Source organism: Marinobacter sp. H13, from assembly GCF_059072335.1.
This window is the reverse complement of the sequence record NZ_JCACRU010000001.1, coordinates 344,691-360,534: the sequence shown is the minus strand read 5'-3', so window position 1 is coordinate 360,534 and position 15,844 is coordinate 344,691. Positions and strand designations below refer to the sequence as shown.

At 58.3% G+C, this 15,844-nt stretch carries 14 protein-coding genes; 11 read left to right on the top strand and 3 right to left on the bottom strand.

What is annotated here, in order from left to right:
• The first annotated feature begins 4 nt into the window (after positions 1 to 4).
• The 8 genes from AC5JQH_RS01710 to AC5JQH_RS01675 all read left to right on the top strand — a co-directional run bounded on the left by AC5JQH_RS01710 (position 5) and on the right by AC5JQH_RS01675 (position 8,589).
• Positions 5 to 1,948, top strand: coding sequence for a hypothetical protein (locus AC5JQH_RS01710; RefSeq protein WP_493805210.1), 1,944 nt, complete (start codon positions 5 to 7; stop codon positions 1,946 to 1,948).
• Positions 1,941 to 4,826 carry a tetratricopeptide repeat protein gene (locus AC5JQH_RS01705; RefSeq protein ID WP_493805209.1) on the top strand — a complete coding sequence of 962 codons (2,886 nt, stop codon included), beginning with the start codon at positions 1,941 to 1,943 and terminating at the stop codon, positions 4,824 to 4,826. The genes AC5JQH_RS01710 and AC5JQH_RS01705 overlap by 8 nt, the downstream gene beginning before the upstream one ends.
• Entirely contained in the window at positions 4,813 to 5,382 is a 570-nt protein-coding gene (locus tag AC5JQH_RS01700; RefSeq protein WP_288365391.1) for a tetratricopeptide repeat protein, read from the top strand. The genes AC5JQH_RS01705 and AC5JQH_RS01700 overlap by 14 nt, the downstream gene beginning before the upstream one ends.
• A gap of 15 nt (positions 5,383 to 5,397) precedes the next feature.
• Positions 5,398 to 5,703 carry a hypothetical protein gene (locus tag AC5JQH_RS01695; protein WP_008174672.1) on the top strand — a complete coding sequence of 102 codons (306 nt, stop codon included), beginning with the start codon at positions 5,398 to 5,400 and terminating at the stop codon, positions 5,701 to 5,703.
• A 139-nt stretch (positions 5,704 to 5,842) separates the two neighbouring features.
• Positions 5,843 to 6,550, top strand: coding sequence for a MotA/TolQ/ExbB proton channel family protein (locus AC5JQH_RS01690; RefSeq protein ID WP_493805208.1), 708 nt, complete (start codon positions 5,843 to 5,845; stop codon positions 6,548 to 6,550).
• 25 nt (positions 6,551 to 6,575) lie between these two features.
• Positions 6,576 to 7,088 (top strand): ExbD/TolR family protein, encoded by a 513-nt coding sequence (locus AC5JQH_RS01685; RefSeq protein WP_008174674.1) that lies wholly within the window; start codon positions 6,576 to 6,578, stop codon positions 7,086 to 7,088.
• The gene (locus tag AC5JQH_RS01680; RefSeq protein WP_008174676.1) at positions 7,085 to 7,585 is read left to right on the top strand and encodes an ExbD/TolR family protein; all 501 of its coding nucleotides are present in this window, start codon (positions 7,085 to 7,087) and stop codon (positions 7,583 to 7,585) included. Before AC5JQH_RS01685 ends, AC5JQH_RS01680 begins: the two co-directional genes overlap by 4 nt.
• A gap of 2 nt (positions 7,586 to 7,587) precedes the next feature.
• On the top strand, positions 7,588 to 8,589 hold the full coding sequence (locus tag AC5JQH_RS01675) for an AgmX/PglI C-terminal domain-containing protein (RefSeq protein WP_008174678.1): 1,002 nt from the start codon (positions 7,588 to 7,590) through the stop codon (positions 8,587 to 8,589).
• 24 nt (positions 8,590 to 8,613) lie between these two features.
• On the opposite strand, the gene AC5JQH_RS01670 is transcribed toward AC5JQH_RS01675, so the two are convergent.
• The 3 genes from AC5JQH_RS01670 to AC5JQH_RS01660 all read right to left on the bottom strand — a co-directional run bounded on the left by AC5JQH_RS01670 (position 8,614) and on the right by AC5JQH_RS01660 (position 12,222).
• Positions 8,614 to 9,978, bottom strand: a complete 1,365-nt coding sequence (locus tag AC5JQH_RS01670; protein ID WP_008174680.1) for a sodium:solute symporter family transporter — start codon at positions 9,976 to 9,978, stop codon at positions 8,614 to 8,616.
• A gap of 99 nt (positions 9,979 to 10,077) precedes the next feature.
• Positions 10,078 to 11,880, bottom strand: a complete 1,803-nt coding sequence (locus AC5JQH_RS01665) for a PHA/PHB synthase family protein (protein ID WP_493805207.1) — start codon at positions 11,878 to 11,880, stop codon at positions 10,078 to 10,080.
• Positions 11,881 to 11,889: 9 nt separating this feature from the next.
• Entirely contained in the window at positions 11,890 to 12,222 is a 333-nt protein-coding gene (locus AC5JQH_RS01660) for a phasin family protein (protein WP_008174685.1), read from the bottom strand.
• A 143-nt stretch (positions 12,223 to 12,365) separates the two neighbouring features.
• On the opposite strand from AC5JQH_RS01660, the gene AC5JQH_RS01655 reads away from it, so the two are divergent.
• The 3 genes from AC5JQH_RS01655 to AC5JQH_RS01645 are packed head-to-tail and all read left to right on the top strand — an operon-like array spanning position 12,366 to position 15,828.
• Positions 12,366 to 12,686: a TraR/DksA family transcriptional regulator gene (locus AC5JQH_RS01655; protein WP_008174687.1), complete on the top strand. Its 321-nt coding sequence runs from the start codon at positions 12,366 to 12,368 to the stop codon at positions 12,684 to 12,686.
• An 8-nt stretch (positions 12,687 to 12,694) separates the two neighbouring features.
• Entirely contained in the window at positions 12,695 to 13,426 is a 732-nt protein-coding gene (locus AC5JQH_RS01650) for an ABC transporter ATP-binding protein (protein WP_273070460.1), read from the top strand.
• Between the two features lie 20 nt (positions 13,427 to 13,446).
• Positions 13,447 to 15,828: an ABC transporter permease gene (locus AC5JQH_RS01645; RefSeq protein WP_273070458.1), complete on the top strand. Its 2,382-nt coding sequence runs from the start codon at positions 13,447 to 13,449 to the stop codon at positions 15,826 to 15,828.
• Positions 15,829 to 15,844: the final 16 nt, after the last annotated feature.

Below are 15,844 nucleotides of genomic sequence, written 5' to 3'. Positions count from 1 at the left end.
CGTCGTGGGATTGAAAGCAAGCCAGTCCTCAGGTCGACGCCCGTTCATTTACGCGGGTGCCCTACTGTGGCTGATGATGACCCCGATCCATGCCGATGAGGCGCAACCCGAGCGGGCGAAGGACCTTCGTTATGGTTGGGCGCTGTACGAATACCATCAGGGTAACGCCTTCGAGGCTTTGACCCAGCTGGCCGTGGCACGCGAACGGGGCGGCATCAAGGGACACGGAGATCATCCGGCTCTCGTCGAGGGCGGGCTCATGCTGTCCTGGGGGATGACCCGAGAGGCGAGCAGGTTGTTTACGCAGCTACTCGGGGCCGATGGCGCCGGCAGCAATCTGTCGCCTGATGTTCGCAACCAGGCCTGGTTCTATCTCGGTAAGGTGTTTTACCTCGAGGGGAATCAGGCGCTCGCACGTGAGAACCTCAATCGTGTGGATGGCGAGATACTGGCCGAGGCCGACCACGATCTTTTCCGCGAATGGATTTATCTGCGCTCCCGGCTGGTCATGATGTCTGCCCGCCCTGATGATGAACCCGAACTGGCTTCGCTTCGGGAGCAGCTGGACGAAACGGACATCTGGTCCCTTTACCTCCGGTACAATTCCGCGGTCTCCGCTCTCGATGCGGCAGACGTAGCTGCCGCCGAAGAGGAACTGAAAAAGCTCATCGCCATCCTCGACCAGTCCATTGACTCCGTCGAGCCAGATGCCGAACGGGAGGGCCTGCTGGGCCGCGCTCGCCTCTCGCTTGCGGGCCTGTACCTGCGTGATAACCAGTTTGAGGCAGCTCTGGAGGTCCTGGGAGCCATGCCACTGACCGGCGTGTTCGCCGATCAGGCTCTCTTTGACTACGCCGTTGCCGCGGCGGGCCAGGGCAGGCCGGAGAGGGCTCTCGACGCCCTTGATACTCTCGCGAACCGTGAACTGTTTTTGCCCTGGCGCCAGCAGGTTCCCTTTGCCCGCGCCTATGTTCTTGAGCAGATGAACGCTCCACAGCGTGCATTGCCTGCGTTTAAAAAGGCAGCCGACCATTACGAGGCCCGTATCAGGGAGCTCGACAATATCCGGGATCGGCTGAATGAAGAAAGTCTGATGGCCCAGCTTGAGTTCAGCCGTGACAGCGACGGGATTCTTACAGATTCCTATGGCCGGCTGCGCGTGCAGCCCCTCGATTCTGGTATGGCGGAAGTGCTGGCTTCGGAGACGTTCCAGCAGGCGCTTGCCGAATTGAGCGAACTCTACCGAATGCAGTCCTTCATCGCCGAGCGGCAGTCCAGGTTTGAATCGTTCCGGATCATGCTGGAGACCCGTGAGCAGCAACGGCAGATTCGTATTGCCGAGACCCGTCGGGCACTCGAAACCCAACAGGCAGACCAGTGGCAGCAGTTGCACGAGGATTTCACGGACAGAATTTCCTCGGCGCTGGCAGACGAAGATGCGGGATTCTTCATGACCTCGCAACAAAAAGCGCTTAGAGACAAGCTCGCTGAGGTTGAGAAAACTCTGGCGGATTTGCCTGACGACGCGACGACCGCCGGGCAGCGTGCGACGTATCGGCGGATGCGTGCCTACTTCGATTGGTGGATTGCGGATGACTATGGAATCAATCGCTGGGCGGCGCAAAAACAGCTCATGCAACTGGATCGCGAGATGCAGAGCTTTCAGGCCCAGCGGCAACGGGTTGAAAGCCTGATGGCCGATGATGCCCGCCATGCGGAACTGGCTCGTCGGATCGCTGCCAGCGAACGGGAGCTCGCGACCCTTGGAACAGAAGTGTCCGATGCATTGGGCAGTGCCCGGAAAACACTCCTGACGCAGGTTGATCGGATGCTGGCTGCCCAGCAACAGGAGCTTAATGGATACCTGCTGGCCTCTCGCCACGCCCAGGCGAGGCTGGCGGACCAGTTGTTCCGCGCATCGCAAAATGCAGGTGCCGGTGATGAATAATCGGATGGCCGGCAGGACTGTTAAAGGCCTCCTCATGGTTGGGGCCCTTGTCATGGCGAGTGGCTGCCAGATGTTGCAGTCGATGATGCCTGCCGGTGGCGAAGAAATGCCGCGAGTCCGTGAGGGCACACTGGCTGCGCTTCCGGCAATCGAAACGCGGCAGGAAAGTGCAGATGCAGCGGCGGTCAGCGACCCCGCAGAAGATGTTTCCATTGAAACGGTAATGGACAGTTACAAGGCGCTTTTGCCACTCGTAGAGGATCCCCGCAAGCAGGTTACCATCAGGCATCGGTTGGCCGATCTGGAATTCCAGCGTGCGGAGCGGAAAATGGCGGATTCGGCTGTCGATGAACTGTCCGGCGCCATCGATGCCTACCAGCGTCTTCTGTCGGAATATCCAGAGCGTGAGGGCAATGACCAGATCTATTATCAGCTTGCCAGAGCCTGGGAGCTTCGAGGCGCGACGCCGCAGCAGCTTGAAGCCCTGAATACTCTGGTTCGCCGCTACCCGGATTCAGAATACTGGGTTGAGGCTCAATTCCGCCGCGGCGATCTGTTGTTTATCGATGGTCGATACGGGGAAGCGGAACAGGCTTTCGACGAGGTTACCCTCGCGAGCCAGGAACGCATGGCCGATCCCTCGTTCCTGGTGAACGCGCATTACATGAAGGGCTGGAGTCTGTTCAAGCAGGCGCAATACCAGGAAGCGCTCTTCAGTTACGTTGAAGTGCTTGATCTTGTCATGCCCGAGGGCAGGCCGGTGGCGGACGTGGATCAGCGGAGCCAGACACTGATCGAAGATCTGTTCAGGGTGGTAGGGCTGTCCCTGTCGTACCTTGACGGAGCGGAAACCCTCCAGGCGCTTTTCCGCCAAACGGGTGGTCGCCCCTACGAAATACTGGTCTACGACCGCTACAGCGAGCTCTTGCTCGAGAGAGAGCAATACAGTGATGCCATCGATGTCTTCGAGGCCTACATAGAAGACCATCCGGAGAGTCCCTGGGCCCCGCGCTACCACATCCGGATCATTGATACCCTTGAGCTGGCCGGTTTCACCCGTACGATCCCTGAACGAAAGGCCGGCTTTGTCAGCCTTTACGGAATCTACAGCGATTACTGGCAGTCAGCGGGCCCCGATGCAATTGGCTTTATCGAGCAACAACTGGAACAACTGTTGCCGGAACTGGCGGACCGCCAGTACCTGCTGGCAGGGGAGGCGGAGGATGATCAGCAGGCGGACGATCACTACCGCAAAGCCGCCAGTTATTACGCCGAATTTGCGGCTACCTTCCCGGACCACCCCCGTACACCGGAGCGGCTGTTCCTTCTGGGTGAGACTTACCTGGAGCTGGAAGACTGGCCGGCAGCAATCGCAGCTTTCGAACGCGTGGCCTATGACTATCCGGAAGACACAGTAGCCGATCGGGCAGCTGAAGCCGGGTATGCATCGGTGCTGGCATTCCGGGAGTACTCGCAAACCTGGGAGAGTGAACCGGTATCGGAGCGGATGGCCTATCAGGAGCTGCAACAACTGAACCGGCTGCGGTTCGCAAATGCGTTTCCCGGCGACGCCCGGGCACCGGCGGTGTATTACATTGCGCTGCAGCGTGAATTTGACCTGAACAACTGGGAAGAGACCGTCAATATGGCGGCCCGACTTGTTACCTGGCAACCCACGCCCCCGGATGAATTGACGACGGAAGCTTTGCTGTTATCCGGGCACAGCCTCTCCGAACTGGCCCGATACGCCGAGGCGGAACAGGCTTATCGTGACGCCCTGGCAACAATGGCCGAAGACGATGAACGCAGAAGCGGCGTTCGTGAAAATCTGGCAGCCGCGGTCTATCGACAGGCGGAGCAGTTAGCTGATGCCGGAAATGTGGAGGCTGCGGTGAGCGAATTCCTGCGAGTCGGCACGGCCGTTCCAGAATCCGCTCTGCGGGCAAACGCCGAATACGATGCTGCCTCACTTCTTATCACCGCCAATCTCTGGGAGCAGGCCATCGGTGTGCTGACCAGTTTCAGGCGGTCTTTCCCCAATCACGAGCTGATTGACACAGTCCCTGCAAAACTGGCGTTGGCCTACCGTGAAACGGAGCAGTGGGAGCGAGCCGCCGACGAACTCCAGCAAATGGTCTCCCTCGCCAGGACGCCGGAAGAGCGAAGGGAAAACCTGTTGATTGCAGCAGAACTGTACGATCAGGCCGGTAACCGGGAGAAGGCGATTGATACCTGGCGAAATTACGCCAACAGCCACCCCGAGCCGACGGACGTCTACATGGAAGCGGCCAATCGGCTGGCTGAGCTCTATCAGGAAGACGGGGATGCCGAAAGCAGGGATTACTGGTTGCGAAAGCAGATGGAAACGGTGGACCGGGACCCGGACGCCGCGGACGATCGCATGCGGTACCTTGCGGCGTCAGCCTCTGCAATCCTCGCCCGCGACGCCCTTGCCCGGTATGACGGCATCAGGCTGACTCTGCCACTCAATCAAAGCATGACAGCGAAGACCGATGCGCTTGAACGAGCGGTCAACGCCTACAAAAAGACGGCCAGCTATGGCCTTTCATCATTTGCAACCGAGGCCGGTTACCAGATCGCCCACATCTATGCACGCCTCGGTGCCGATCTCATGGACTCGGAGCGGCCCACCGGATTGAGCGAGCTTGAACTGGCTCAGTACGAGCTTCTCCTGGAAGAGCAGGCCTACCCGTTTGAGGACAACGCCATCGATATCCACGAGCAGAATATCCGGCGGGCCCGGGAGGGCATTTTCGATGAATGGGTCAAGCGCAGTTACGAGGCCTTGAAAGCCCTGTTGCCCGGACGTTATCGGAAAGAAGAAGTTACCCAGGGGGTTGTCTATGAGCTCGATTAAGGCCTGCGGACTCTGTCTTTTCGTGATGTTTTCGCTTTCGGGGTGTGTGACGGCGCCGGCGCCGCCGGAGTCTGAGGCAGAAGTTGAGCAGACTGCACTGGAAGCGTCATTCGCCAAGGCCGTGAGTGCCATGGAGGAGGGAAATCTCGCCGAGGCCAAAACCCGATTCGAGCAACTGGCGAGCGACTACCCCGGAAAAGCCGGCCCCATGGCCAACCTTGGCATTATTGCTTTCCACGAAGAGGATACCGAGACCGCGAAAAGTTGGTTTGAACGCACGCTGGCGGTGAATCCTGAAAATGTGCAGGCGCTGAATCATCTGGGAGTAATTGCCCGGAACGCAGGAGAATTCGACGAAGCAGAACGGTATTATCGCGCGGCACTGTCTGCTGATCCGAATTACGCGCCTGCTATCCTTAATCTGGCCTTCCTGCTTGATATCTACCTGGGTAAACCTTCCGAGGCGGTCGACCTTTATGAGCGTTATCAGTCCGCGGCCAGTGAGCCGCACCCCAGACTGGAAGACTGGATCTTCGATGCCAAAAACAGAATCTGATGTGGACTATGTGATATGAAACGTCTCGCGCTAATCGCTCTGGCAGTTTCCGCCCTGTTGCCCACGGCGCCGATGGTCTTCGCCCAGGACGCCCCGGGTGTGGTTACCATTGAGGGCACGCGAATCCGTGGCGATCAGGAAGTGCCTACGGTGATGTATCTGGTGCCCTGGCAGCCACCGGAAGTGGACGAGTTGCGTGCGCCAGAAGAACGCCTGATGGTTGATCAGGGTCTCCGGCCATTGGAACGCTATGAGTTCCAGCGTTTTATCAAGTACCACGAAGCGTTTATCAAACAGACCCAGGCCAGCACAGGGCAGTAGAGTGTGATGCCTGTCACGTCATGAGTGTGTTCCTGCGCAAGATTAAACAAACCCTCACACAGACTTTCGCGAACTTACCCTTGCAGGGGAGTGACGCGCTTAGACTGATCTGAAAACCGGACCATGGAGTGCCCAGAAAATGATCGATACCGCCGTTCGCTTCTTCCAGGAAGGTGGCTTTTTTATGTTTCCGATTGCAGTTGTGCTGATTGTCGGACTCATTGTTGCCATTGAACGTTACGTTTACCTTTCCGCCCAGAAACTGACCAACCGTCGGGACTTCAACCGCCTGCATCAGATGATCGCCAAGCGTGACCTGAAGGGCGCCCTGAACTACACCCAGGAATCCGGTAGTGCCATGTCGACCATGATCGGCTTCGGCCTTCAGCGCCTGGCCCGCCGCCAGATTCGTGAAGAGATCGAATACGCGATGGAAGAGGGGTTGCTGGATGTGATGCCGCGTTTGGAAAAGCGCACCCAGTATCTGGCAACGCTGGCCAACATTGCCACGCTGCTTGGCCTGCTGGGTACGATTATCGGGTTGATTGCAGCGTTTACGGCGGTAGCTGCAGCGGATCCGGCCCAGAAGGCGAGCCTTCTGTCCCAGAGTATCTCGGTTGCCATGAACACCACCGCCTTCGGCCTTATGTCTGCTATTCCCATGCTGCTGATCCACTCACTGCTGCAGACCAAGACCAATGAGATCGTCGACAGCTTTGAGATGGCGGGCATCAAGGTCCTGAACCTCCTCAGCGATGGTTCCGGGAGTAAGACCGCCGCTCAACCACAAGGACAGAATGCCGCTTCGCCGGCACAGGTAGCGACTCCGGCCGGTAGCCCGGCCTGATAACCAGCCAGAAGGATGTCAGGCCATGAGACGGAAGCATCGTCGCCTACAAAGTGAGGCCGATCTCGACATCACGCCCTTCATGAATCTCATGATTGTGCTGGTGCCGGTACTGCTGCTGAATATGGTGTTCGCCCACACCAGCGTTCTGGAACTCAACTTCCCGACCGGTGAGAGCCTGTCGGCCCAGCAGGCGGAAGAGCTGCAGATCCAGGTGGTGATCTATGAGGATCGCCTGGTCGTTGCGGATAACCAGGGCGGCGTCATCAAGAACATCCCCCAGCGCGAGGGCGAGTATGATTTCGTTCTGCTCAAGGATGTCATGAAGGAAATCAAGAGCCGTGTGCCCGACAAAAAGGATGTGATTATTATGCCGTCCCGGCAGACGTCCTATCAGTCTCTGGTCTCGGTGATGGACACGGTGCGCTCATACGAGGCGGTTGTGGCTGGTAGTGTGGTTGAAGCGGAGCTGTTCCCCGAGATCTCTCTCGGCGATGCGCCCGCACAGCCTTCGGGATCCGCGGAGGTGAGTTCATGAAAGAATCTGCCAAGGCCCGCCGCCAGAAACGCCATTACCGGCGCAATAAAAGCCAGGGAAAGATGAACCTGGTCTCATTGATGGATATCTTCACCATCCTGGTGTTCTTCCTGATGGTGAACTCCTCCTCCGACGTACAGGTATTGAACCAGAACAACACTATCAAACTGCCGGATTCCACCGCTCAGCAACCCCCTGGTGATGTCTTGGCCCTGACCGTCACAGACCGGGATATCCTGGTGAACGGTCGGCTGGTAGTGAAACGCGACGCCTTCCAGACGTTTGACGGACAGGTGGAGCCTGCCCTGAAGCAGGAACTGGACTATCAGGCCAGTCGCTCGTCGGCACCTGCCCCGGATGCGGGTCGACCCATTACCATTCTTGCAGACCGCGAACTGCCCTACGAGCTGCTGAAAAAAATCATGTCCACCTGTGTGGACGCCGGTTACGCCAGTATTTCCCTGGCGGTTAATCAGCGTGCGGAACAGGGAGCCTGACCATGATGGATTATCGGTACGGATTGCCCTGGAATCAGGAGCGTGGTGAACGTAAGCGGTTGTTGGCCGCCGCTGTTTTTGTGATGCCATTGTTCCTTGCAATTGCAGGTTATGTCAGCTGGGTAGAGCTGCCAGAACGTGACAGGCAGGAACAGGAAGCTCTGCCGCCTCAGCTGGCCAAGCTGATCATCGAGAAAAAGGAGCCCCCAAAACCGGTGATGCCCGAGCCGGAGCCCGAACCGCCGAAGCCTGAGGAAAAGCCGGTGGAGCAGGCCAAACCAGAGCCCAAGCCGGAGCCGGTTCCTGAACCGGTGATGCCGGAACCCGAGCCGGAGCCTCAGGTAGCCGAAAAACCGGAGCCCAAGCCAGAACCCAAGCCTGAAGAGGTCGCCAAGGCGCGGGAGAAGGCAAAGAATACCGGTATTCTGGCAATGGGGAACGAACTTAAAAAGCTCAGCTCGCTGGCAGAGTCGGTCAAGCTGGATGGCCCGGTTGCCAATACGGCGGAACCTATTGCCCGAAAAACCGGTGATACTTTGGCCTCGCGCGCGACCGCGAGCGCGAAGAGCAGTGGGGTGAACGAGGAAGTGCTCAACCGGGAGGCCGGTCAGGTCGCCCTGGCCGAGCGTCAGCGCGCGGAAGTTGCCGAAGCAGAGAGAGTTGCTGCGGTGAAAGAGGCGGCACGCAAGGAACAGCAGGAAACTGCGGCCAGAACCCGGAGCAAGGAAGAGTTGCGCCGGACCATGGATGCCAACAAATCCGCGATCTACAGCATCTACAACCGGGAGCTTCGGCGCAAACCGTCGCTGCAGGGAAGTATTACCCCGGAGTTGGTCATTGAGCCGAACGGTGCAGTATCGAGTTGTTCGGTGGTGGAATCTACACTCAATGAGCCGGCGCTGGAGAGCAAGATCTGCAATCGTCTGAGGTTGGTGGATTTCGGGGCCCGACCGGGCGTTGATCAAACCAAGATCCGTTATCCGATCGAATTGCTGTCCAGCTAGGGCGCTGGACAGCAAGGATGCCGCTTAGCGTTTCCGGGTTGTGGTCGCGATCACGACACTGACCAGTCCGGAGCCTACCAGGGCACCAACGAAAGGCATCAGGGTGGGAATGCTGCCGGGGAAGCTGGCAGCTTCCAATCCGGCCATCAGGCTGCCACCGGTAATCCATCCGGGCAGAATCGCGCCGAAAAGTCCCGCCAGACAGCCCAGGATCGCCGCCCTCGTGGTCATTTTTCCCCAGAGCCCCATCAGTACAGGCAGAACCGCCGTGGCGCAAAGCAGGTCTGCGATCAAAAATAGCCGCAGCACGGAAATCCCCTGAAGTGCCACCAGAACCACAGGAATCATCAGCAGCACGGTAAACCATCGGGCACTGACAATGGACAACCCCTGTTTTTCGGTAACCGCCAGCGACGCAAGTGCGTTCTGCAGGGTATCCACCGAGGATGCCACGAGTGTGATGGCCAGGATCAGGGCCGGTAAAGCGAGCCAGGCCGGCGCATCAGCAAGCAAGGCAAAAAACGGAATCGGCGGGCTGCCCAGGTCGGCGCCGCTCATGGCCGCCAGTATTCCCAGCCCGCCAACCACGGCGACAACGGCGATGGTAACCACGCCGCCCAGCAACGCGCCGCGGCTCAGGGCGTCCGTATCACGAGCCGACCATAAACGCTGCCAGTATCCCTGGTGGAAAAGGTTGGCGGCGGTGACGGCAATCACCAGAGTCAGCGCCACGCTCAGGGCTGCCGACGCAGGGATATCCGGTAGCGCTGCGGGTGCTGCGTCCGGAAGCTTGCCTACGGCAACAAAACTGACGATAGCCAGCAAGCCGATCAGTAACAGTGCCTGCCATTGGTCGGTAACGATGCTGGCCCTGAGACCACCGACAGCGGTGTATACCAGCGTGGTTATGGCAACGCCAATGACCACAATGCCGCCATCAATACCGGAAAGCAGCGACGTTATGGCACCAATGGCAGTAAGCTCCGCGGTGAGAAAGCAAAGCATGTAGAGCACCGAGATCGTCGAAACGTAGCGGCGTACGCCATTGCCATAACAGGCGTTGGCGAATTCGCCGATGCTGCGTCCTTCCGGAAGGAAGCGGCGAATAGCGGGGCCACAGAAAGCGAACACGATAAACGGCAAGGCGGCGCCCAGGGCATAGCCAGCCAGAGCCAGAGGGCCAACCAGTGCGCCAACCTCAGGCGGGGCAAACAGTATCCAGCCGCCCATGCCGGAAGCGAGGAAAGACAGTCCGAGGGCCCTGGCTCCCTGACTGTTTCTTGCCGTTACATAGTCATCCAGTCCGCCGTCGGCGAGACGGGCTCTCAGTCCGAGCCAGGCAAACAGGATCATGGCGACCACGATCGCCGCGAGGGTGGTATAAAACATCGGGAGGTTCTCCGCCGTTCATCAAGCGGGCCATAGTGCCACAACGGCGGAAGCGGGGCGAGATACGTTGGCCCGCAGGAATGCGGGCCACGCAGAGCTCTACTGCTTCACGGCCTCGGCAGCTTTAACTTTGACGTAGCTGCCGGGTGCATCCTCAATCGCAGGAAGTTTCCCTTCGCCGGGGATGCGAGCCGGCACGTCGCCGTCTGAGAAACGGGCAATCCACTCGAGCCAGTGAGGCCACCAGGATCCCGGATGGTGTTCGGACTTCTCGAACCAGGTGTCTGCATCCGGCACCAGGGTGTCATTGGTCCAGTAGCCGTACTTTTCCTTGTAGGGCGGGTTGATCACGCCAGCGATATGGCCGGAGCCGGAGAGCACAAAGCGGACATCACCGCCGTGGGCCAGCGCCCCTTTGTAGGTGGTTTTCCATTTGGCGATGTGATCCTGTCTGGCGGACAGGAAAAACGAGGGTACATCGATTTCGGACAGGTTGATGGACTCGCCCAGCAGATTCAGGGAATCTGGCTTCACCAGACGATTATTCAGGTACATCTGGCGCAGATAGTAACTGTGCATTCGCGCTGGCAGGTTGGTGCCGTCGGTGTTCCAGTAGAGCAGGTCAAAAGCCTCGGGCTTCTGGCCTTTAAGGTAGTTATTGGTCCAGAACGACCAGAACAGCTCGTTTTCTCTCAACAGGTTAAACGTGAACGCCATAGCGCGACCGTCCAGGTAGCCCTTGCGCTCCAGCATTTTCTCAATACCCCGGATCGAGTGATCGTTGATGAAGACACCGATTCCGCCAGGGTCCGAGAAGTCCAGAAGTGTCGTCAGATAGGTAGCACTGGCTACCGGATTACGGCCTTTTTTCTTGAGCCAGGCCAATGTTGAGCCCAGCAGGGTGCCACCGATGCAATAGCCGATCAGATTCATCTGGTCTTCGCCGGTGGCTTCGGTAACCGCATCCATGGCCGCCAGTGGCCCGAGTTCCATGTAGTCTTCCCAGCCTTTGTCCCGCAGGGAGGGCCCGGGATTTCGCCAGGAAACAATAAAAACAGTCTGTCCCTGGTTGACCAACCACTGGATAAAGGAGTTCCTGGCGGTGAGGTCCAGGATGTAGTACTTGTTGATCCATGGCGGAACAATCAGCAACGGGCGTTTGCTGACGGTCTCTGTTGTTGGCGAGTACTGGATCAACTGCATCAGTTCGTTCTGGAACACGACCTTGCCAGGGGTAGTTGCCAGGTTACGTCCCACCTCAAAGGCAGAGCGATCTGTCATCCCAACATTGAACAGGGAAGGATTCTGCCGCAGGTCTTCGATCAGCTGCCGTCCACCGTCGATCAGGTTCATCCCTTTGCGTTCCCAGGTAATCCTGAGCACTTCCGGATTCGTAGCGGGGAAATTCGATGGCGACAGTGCACTGGTCAGGTGTCGGGCGTAGAACAGCATCTGGTCCCGTCCTGCCGGGGGAATCCCTTCCATGCCGGCCGCCCAGTTCAGAAAGGCCTGTGAGTTGATCAGATAGGCCTGGTGGAGCACATCAAAAGGTAGATGCTTGTGCCACTCCTCGGCCTGGAAGCGTCGGTCGTCGGCCTCTGGTTCGACAACGGGCTTCTTATGCTTGCCCACGAGCCGTGCAAGGGTGTAGTACCCCAGCGCGGCATGTTTGCGGGCCAGATCCAGTTCCGCTCCTGCAAACCGGAGCGGGTGCAGGAGCAGGTCCTCGGCCATTGTGCGGTAGGCATCGGACATTTCCGTTATCGTGGAGAGCGTTGCCGCATCCAGGACGCCAGCATCTCCCAATGCTTTCTCCAGTTGCTGCTGTCCCTGGCGGACGTTGGTTTCGAAGCCGTTGACGAGCTGACCTACGGCTTTCCCGAGCGTATCCAGACCGAACATAACTATCCCTTATTTGGCGGTTTTCGGGCCGGGCTTGGCCGATGCCTCGGGTGCTTTCTCGAACACCTTCTGAATCTGCTCCCTGCTTTCGTTGAAGTAGTCCTGCCAGGCTTTCCAGTCTGCGGTGAACTGCTCGCTCAGTGATTTCAGGGTCTCCGCCTGGTCGCCAGTCAGGCTTTTCAGGCTCTCCAGATCACGGACCTCAGACACCTTTTTAGCCTGCTCCATGGTGACATCGGCATAACGTCGGAAGGCGTTCATCTGCATTTCTGCAGCCTTGCCAAATTGCTCGAACAGGGTTTCGTTCAGACGGGTCGCTTTTTCGAAAAGCTCGGTGTTCATGGTCACAACTCCTTTGCGTATGGATTTGATGGAATTCTATTCTGCCTCATCCTGCGTGACGCAATTTTGACAAGCATCAATCCCGGGTTCAGCTTATGCTTTACTGTAGGAACATGTTTTCCCGGCAAGGCAGGAGGCGCCATATGACCAACCGGAAATCCGAACTTGAAACACTGAGAGCCGACCTGACGGCCAGACTTTCCCGTTATGAGGCGCATCAGCATCGGGAAGGGGGTGCGTTAGACAAGGATTTCGAGGAGCAGGCTACCCAGACCCAGAACGACGAAGTGGTCGATTCGCTGGAAACCGAAACCCGTTCCGAACTCGCTCAGATTGAACATGCACTGGCTCGGATTGATAACGGTGTGGGTGACGAATGCGAATCCTGCGGCGAGGCCATTGACCCACGCCGCTTGCAGGTTCTGCCCTATACCACGGTTTGCGTGGATTGTGCCGAAGACTGAGTGACACCATGGAGCCACTGCAGGCATCCACGACCGGCTCGGCCGTATTCCAGACCCGGGGCCTGACGAAAACCTATGATCAGGGGGAGGTTCAGGTTCATGCCCTCCGTGGCGTAGATCTGGATCTCTATGGCGGCGAACTGGTCGTCATGCTGGGCGCTTCCGGTTCTGGCAAATCCACACTCCTTAACATTCTTGGCGGGCTGGATGTGCCATCGACCGGCGAAGTCCGGTATCGGGATTTTGATCTCAGTACTGCCGGCGACCGCGAACTGACCCGTTACCGCCGTGAGCATGTTGGTTTCGTATTCCAGTTCTACAATCTCATTCCAAGCCTGACCGCGCGGGAAAATGTTGCGGCCGTCACCGAGATTGCGTCCCATCCGATGTCTCCCGAAGAAGCTCTTGAGCTGGTTGGATTGAAGAGCCGCATCGACCACTTTCCCGCGCAGCTTTCCGGTGGTGAACAGCAGAGGGTTGCCATCGCCAGGGCCATTGCCAAACGACCGGAAGTACTTCTTTGCGATGAGCCGACCGGAGCTCTGGATTCGGCCACGGGTGTGCTGGTTCTTGAAGCTCTGGAAAAAGCCAACCGGGAGACGGGCACGACCACTGTTATTATCACCCACAATGCCTCTATTGGTGGCATGGGGGATCGCGTGATCACGCTCTCCGACGGCAACATCAGTGGTGAGCGCCGTAACGAACGTCGCCAGGATCCCCGGACACTGTCCTGGTAACGGGGCCAAATGGTAGAAAAATGGCCGCGAAAGGTCTTAACACGGTTCTGAATACCAAACTACGGCGCGAGCTCTGGCAGATGCGGGGCCAGGTACTGGCCATCGCGCTGGTGATCGCAGGAGGCGTAGGTGTCTGTGTGATGTCGCTGGTGAACTATTCATCGTTACTGGCGACCAGAGCCCAGTACTACGATCAGCACCAGTTTGCCGATGTGTTTGCCCCCGTCAAACGGGCGCCCCGCCATGCCCTCAAGGAACTAGGTTCATTACCTGCCATAGCAAGGTACGAGGGGAGAGTCGAGGGAGCCGCAAAACTGGAGATGCCGGGCTTCGCGGATCCCGTGTCGGCCCGGTTGGTATCCATTCCTCCGGAGGGGCAGCCTGAGGTCAATCGCTTGTTTATCAGTCAGGGGCGGCTTCCGGGGGCAGGTCGCAGCCAGGAAGTCGCGGTCATCGGAAGCTTTGCCGAAGCGCATGAGTTGGTACTGGGTGATCAGTTTGAGGCGATTATCAACGGCCGGCGACAGGAACTTACGATAACTGGCATCGTCGAGTCACCGGAGTTCATATACGTCATTCCCCCTGGCGGCATGCTGCCTGATTATCGGCGTTATGGTGTGCTGTGGATGAACAGGGAAGCCCTGGAATCCGCCATGGACATGCGGGGCGCATTCAACAGCCTGGTGGTAACGCTCAAACCTGGCCATTCTGCTGCCTCCGTCATTGATGCTCTGGATCGATTGCTGGCCCGGTATGGGGCAACGGGGGCTTTTGGCCGGGACGACCAGTTTTCCCACCGTTTTCTGAGTGACGAGCTCAATCAGTTGAAAACCATGGCGACGGTTTTCCCCCTCATTTTCATGAGTGTCGCCATGTTTTTGTTGAATGTGGTGATTGGCCGTCTGATCAGCACCCAACGGGATATCGTCGCGGTACTCAAGGCCTTCGGCTATAGCAACCGTCAGATCGCCTGGCATTACAGCGAACTGGTCATCGTGATTGCCGTCATCGGTTTGCTGGCGGGGCTTGGCCTTGGCCTATGGCTTGGACGCTCTCTCGGCGAACTGTACATGGATTATTACCGCTTTCCGGGGCTGTTGTTTCGCATTGACCCCGCATGGGTTGTGCTGCTGGGGTTGATGACAATTGTGGTCGCCTGGCTCGGTGCCTGGCGAGCCATCAGGCAGGCAGCGGCACTGCCACCCGCTGAAGCCATGAGGCCTGAGGGGCCCGCCAGGTACCGGGTGACCATAGTGGAAAAGCTGCTCTCGGGAATCCGTTTCGCCCAGCCCTCCCGAATGATCGTGCGCCAGCTCTCCCGTCGTCCGGTTCGGACCCTGTTATCCATGACTGGGGTCGCTATGGCCACTGCCATCGTGATGGTGGGAAACTTCCAGTTCGACTCGGTGTCCCTGATGGTCCACACGCAGTTTGCACGGGTTCAGCAACAGGATCTGTCCGCGACCTTTATTGATCCGGTGAACAGCGCGGCGTTGTTCGGCTTGCAGCGGCAAGCCGGGATACGTTACGTGGAGGGGCGACGCTCGGTCCCGGCACGTCTTGTTTCCGGCCATCGGGAGTGGCGAAGCGCAGTCACCGGAATACCCTCCGAGGCGCGCCTGCAATTTGTCATCGACAGTGACCTGCAGCCGGTTCCGCTCCCCAGGGAGGGGTTGTTGTTGACCGATTTTCTGGCCGATGAACTGGGTGTCGGTCCGGGAGATGTTCTGCAGCTGGAGCTCCTGGAGGGCGACCGCCGAACGGTTATGGTTCCGGTCGCCGGTATCACCAGCGAGTTTCTCGGGGTTGGTGCCTACATGGATCTGGATGCCCTCAACCGGGCACTGGGGGACGGGCCCCTGATCAATCAGGCCCTGATCAACCTGGACCCGGACAAGGCTTCGGAAGTTTATAACAGTCTTCGCGAAACCCCGGGAGTGCTTGGCCTGAGCATCCGGCAGGCCATGCTCGACAGCTTCTACGACACCCTGGCGAGAACCTTCCTGACGTTCACCTTTTTCAACAGCCTGATGGGCGGAATCATCGCTTTTGGAGTGGTCTACAACACGATCCGGATTTCACTGGCGGAAAAAGGTCGGGAGTTGGCGAGCCTGAGAGTGCTGGGATACACCCAGAATGAAGTTGCGCATATATTGTTGGGAGAGGTTGCGCTCTTGCTGTTTCTGGGTATTCCCCTCGGTTGGCTGACTGGCCAGGGTCTGGCGCTCATGATCGTTACTGCCATGCAAACCGAACTGTATCGGGTGCCCTTGACGATCACCAGCCAGACACTTGGCATGTCCGCGTTGGTCGTGGTGGTATCGGCGATCGCTTCCGGGGTTATTGCCTGGTGGCGCCTGAAACGGCTGGATCTTGTAGCGGTGTTGAAAACACGGGAATAGGTGCGAAAGCAACCGG

Excerpts from the sequence above, each read along its gene's own strand:
- AC5JQH_RS01665 (WP_493805207.1), bottom strand. The coding sequence starts at position 11,880 with ATGTTCGGTCTGGATACGCTCGGGAAAGCCGTAGGTCAGCTCGTCAAC.
- AC5JQH_RS01660 (WP_008174685.1), bottom strand. The coding sequence starts at position 12,222 with ATGAACACCGAGCTTTTCGAAAAAGCGACCCGTCTGAACGAAACCCTG.
- AC5JQH_RS01655 (WP_008174687.1), top strand. The coding sequence starts at position 12,366 with ATGACCAACCGGAAATCCGAACTTGAAACACTGAGAGCCGACCTGACG.
- AC5JQH_RS01675 (WP_008174678.1), top strand. The coding sequence starts at position 7,588 with ATGATGGATTATCGGTACGGATTGCCCTGGAATCAGGAGCGTGGTGAA.
- AC5JQH_RS01650 (WP_273070460.1), top strand. The coding sequence starts at position 12,695 with ATGGAGCCACTGCAGGCATCCACGACCGGCTCGGCCGTATTCCAGACC.
- AC5JQH_RS01705 (WP_493805209.1), top strand. The coding sequence starts at position 1,941 with ATGAATAATCGGATGGCCGGCAGGACTGTTAAAGGCCTCCTCATGGTT.
- AC5JQH_RS01700 (WP_288365391.1), top strand. The coding sequence starts at position 4,813 with ATGAGCTCGATTAAGGCCTGCGGACTCTGTCTTTTCGTGATGTTTTCG.
- AC5JQH_RS01670 (WP_008174680.1), bottom strand. The coding sequence starts at position 9,978 with ATGTTTTATACCACCCTCGCGGCGATCGTGGTCGCCATGATCCTGTTT.
- AC5JQH_RS01645 (WP_273070458.1), top strand. The coding sequence starts at position 13,447 with ATGGCCGCGAAAGGTCTTAACACGGTTCTGAATACCAAACTACGGCGC.
- AC5JQH_RS01695 (WP_008174672.1), top strand. The coding sequence starts at position 5,398 with ATGAAACGTCTCGCGCTAATCGCTCTGGCAGTTTCCGCCCTGTTGCCC.
- AC5JQH_RS01690 (WP_493805208.1), top strand. The coding sequence starts at position 5,843 with ATGATCGATACCGCCGTTCGCTTCTTCCAGGAAGGTGGCTTTTTTATG.
- AC5JQH_RS01680 (WP_008174676.1), top strand. The coding sequence starts at position 7,085 with ATGAAAGAATCTGCCAAGGCCCGCCGCCAGAAACGCCATTACCGGCGC.
- AC5JQH_RS01685 (WP_008174674.1), top strand. The coding sequence starts at position 6,576 with ATGAGACGGAAGCATCGTCGCCTACAAAGTGAGGCCGATCTCGACATC.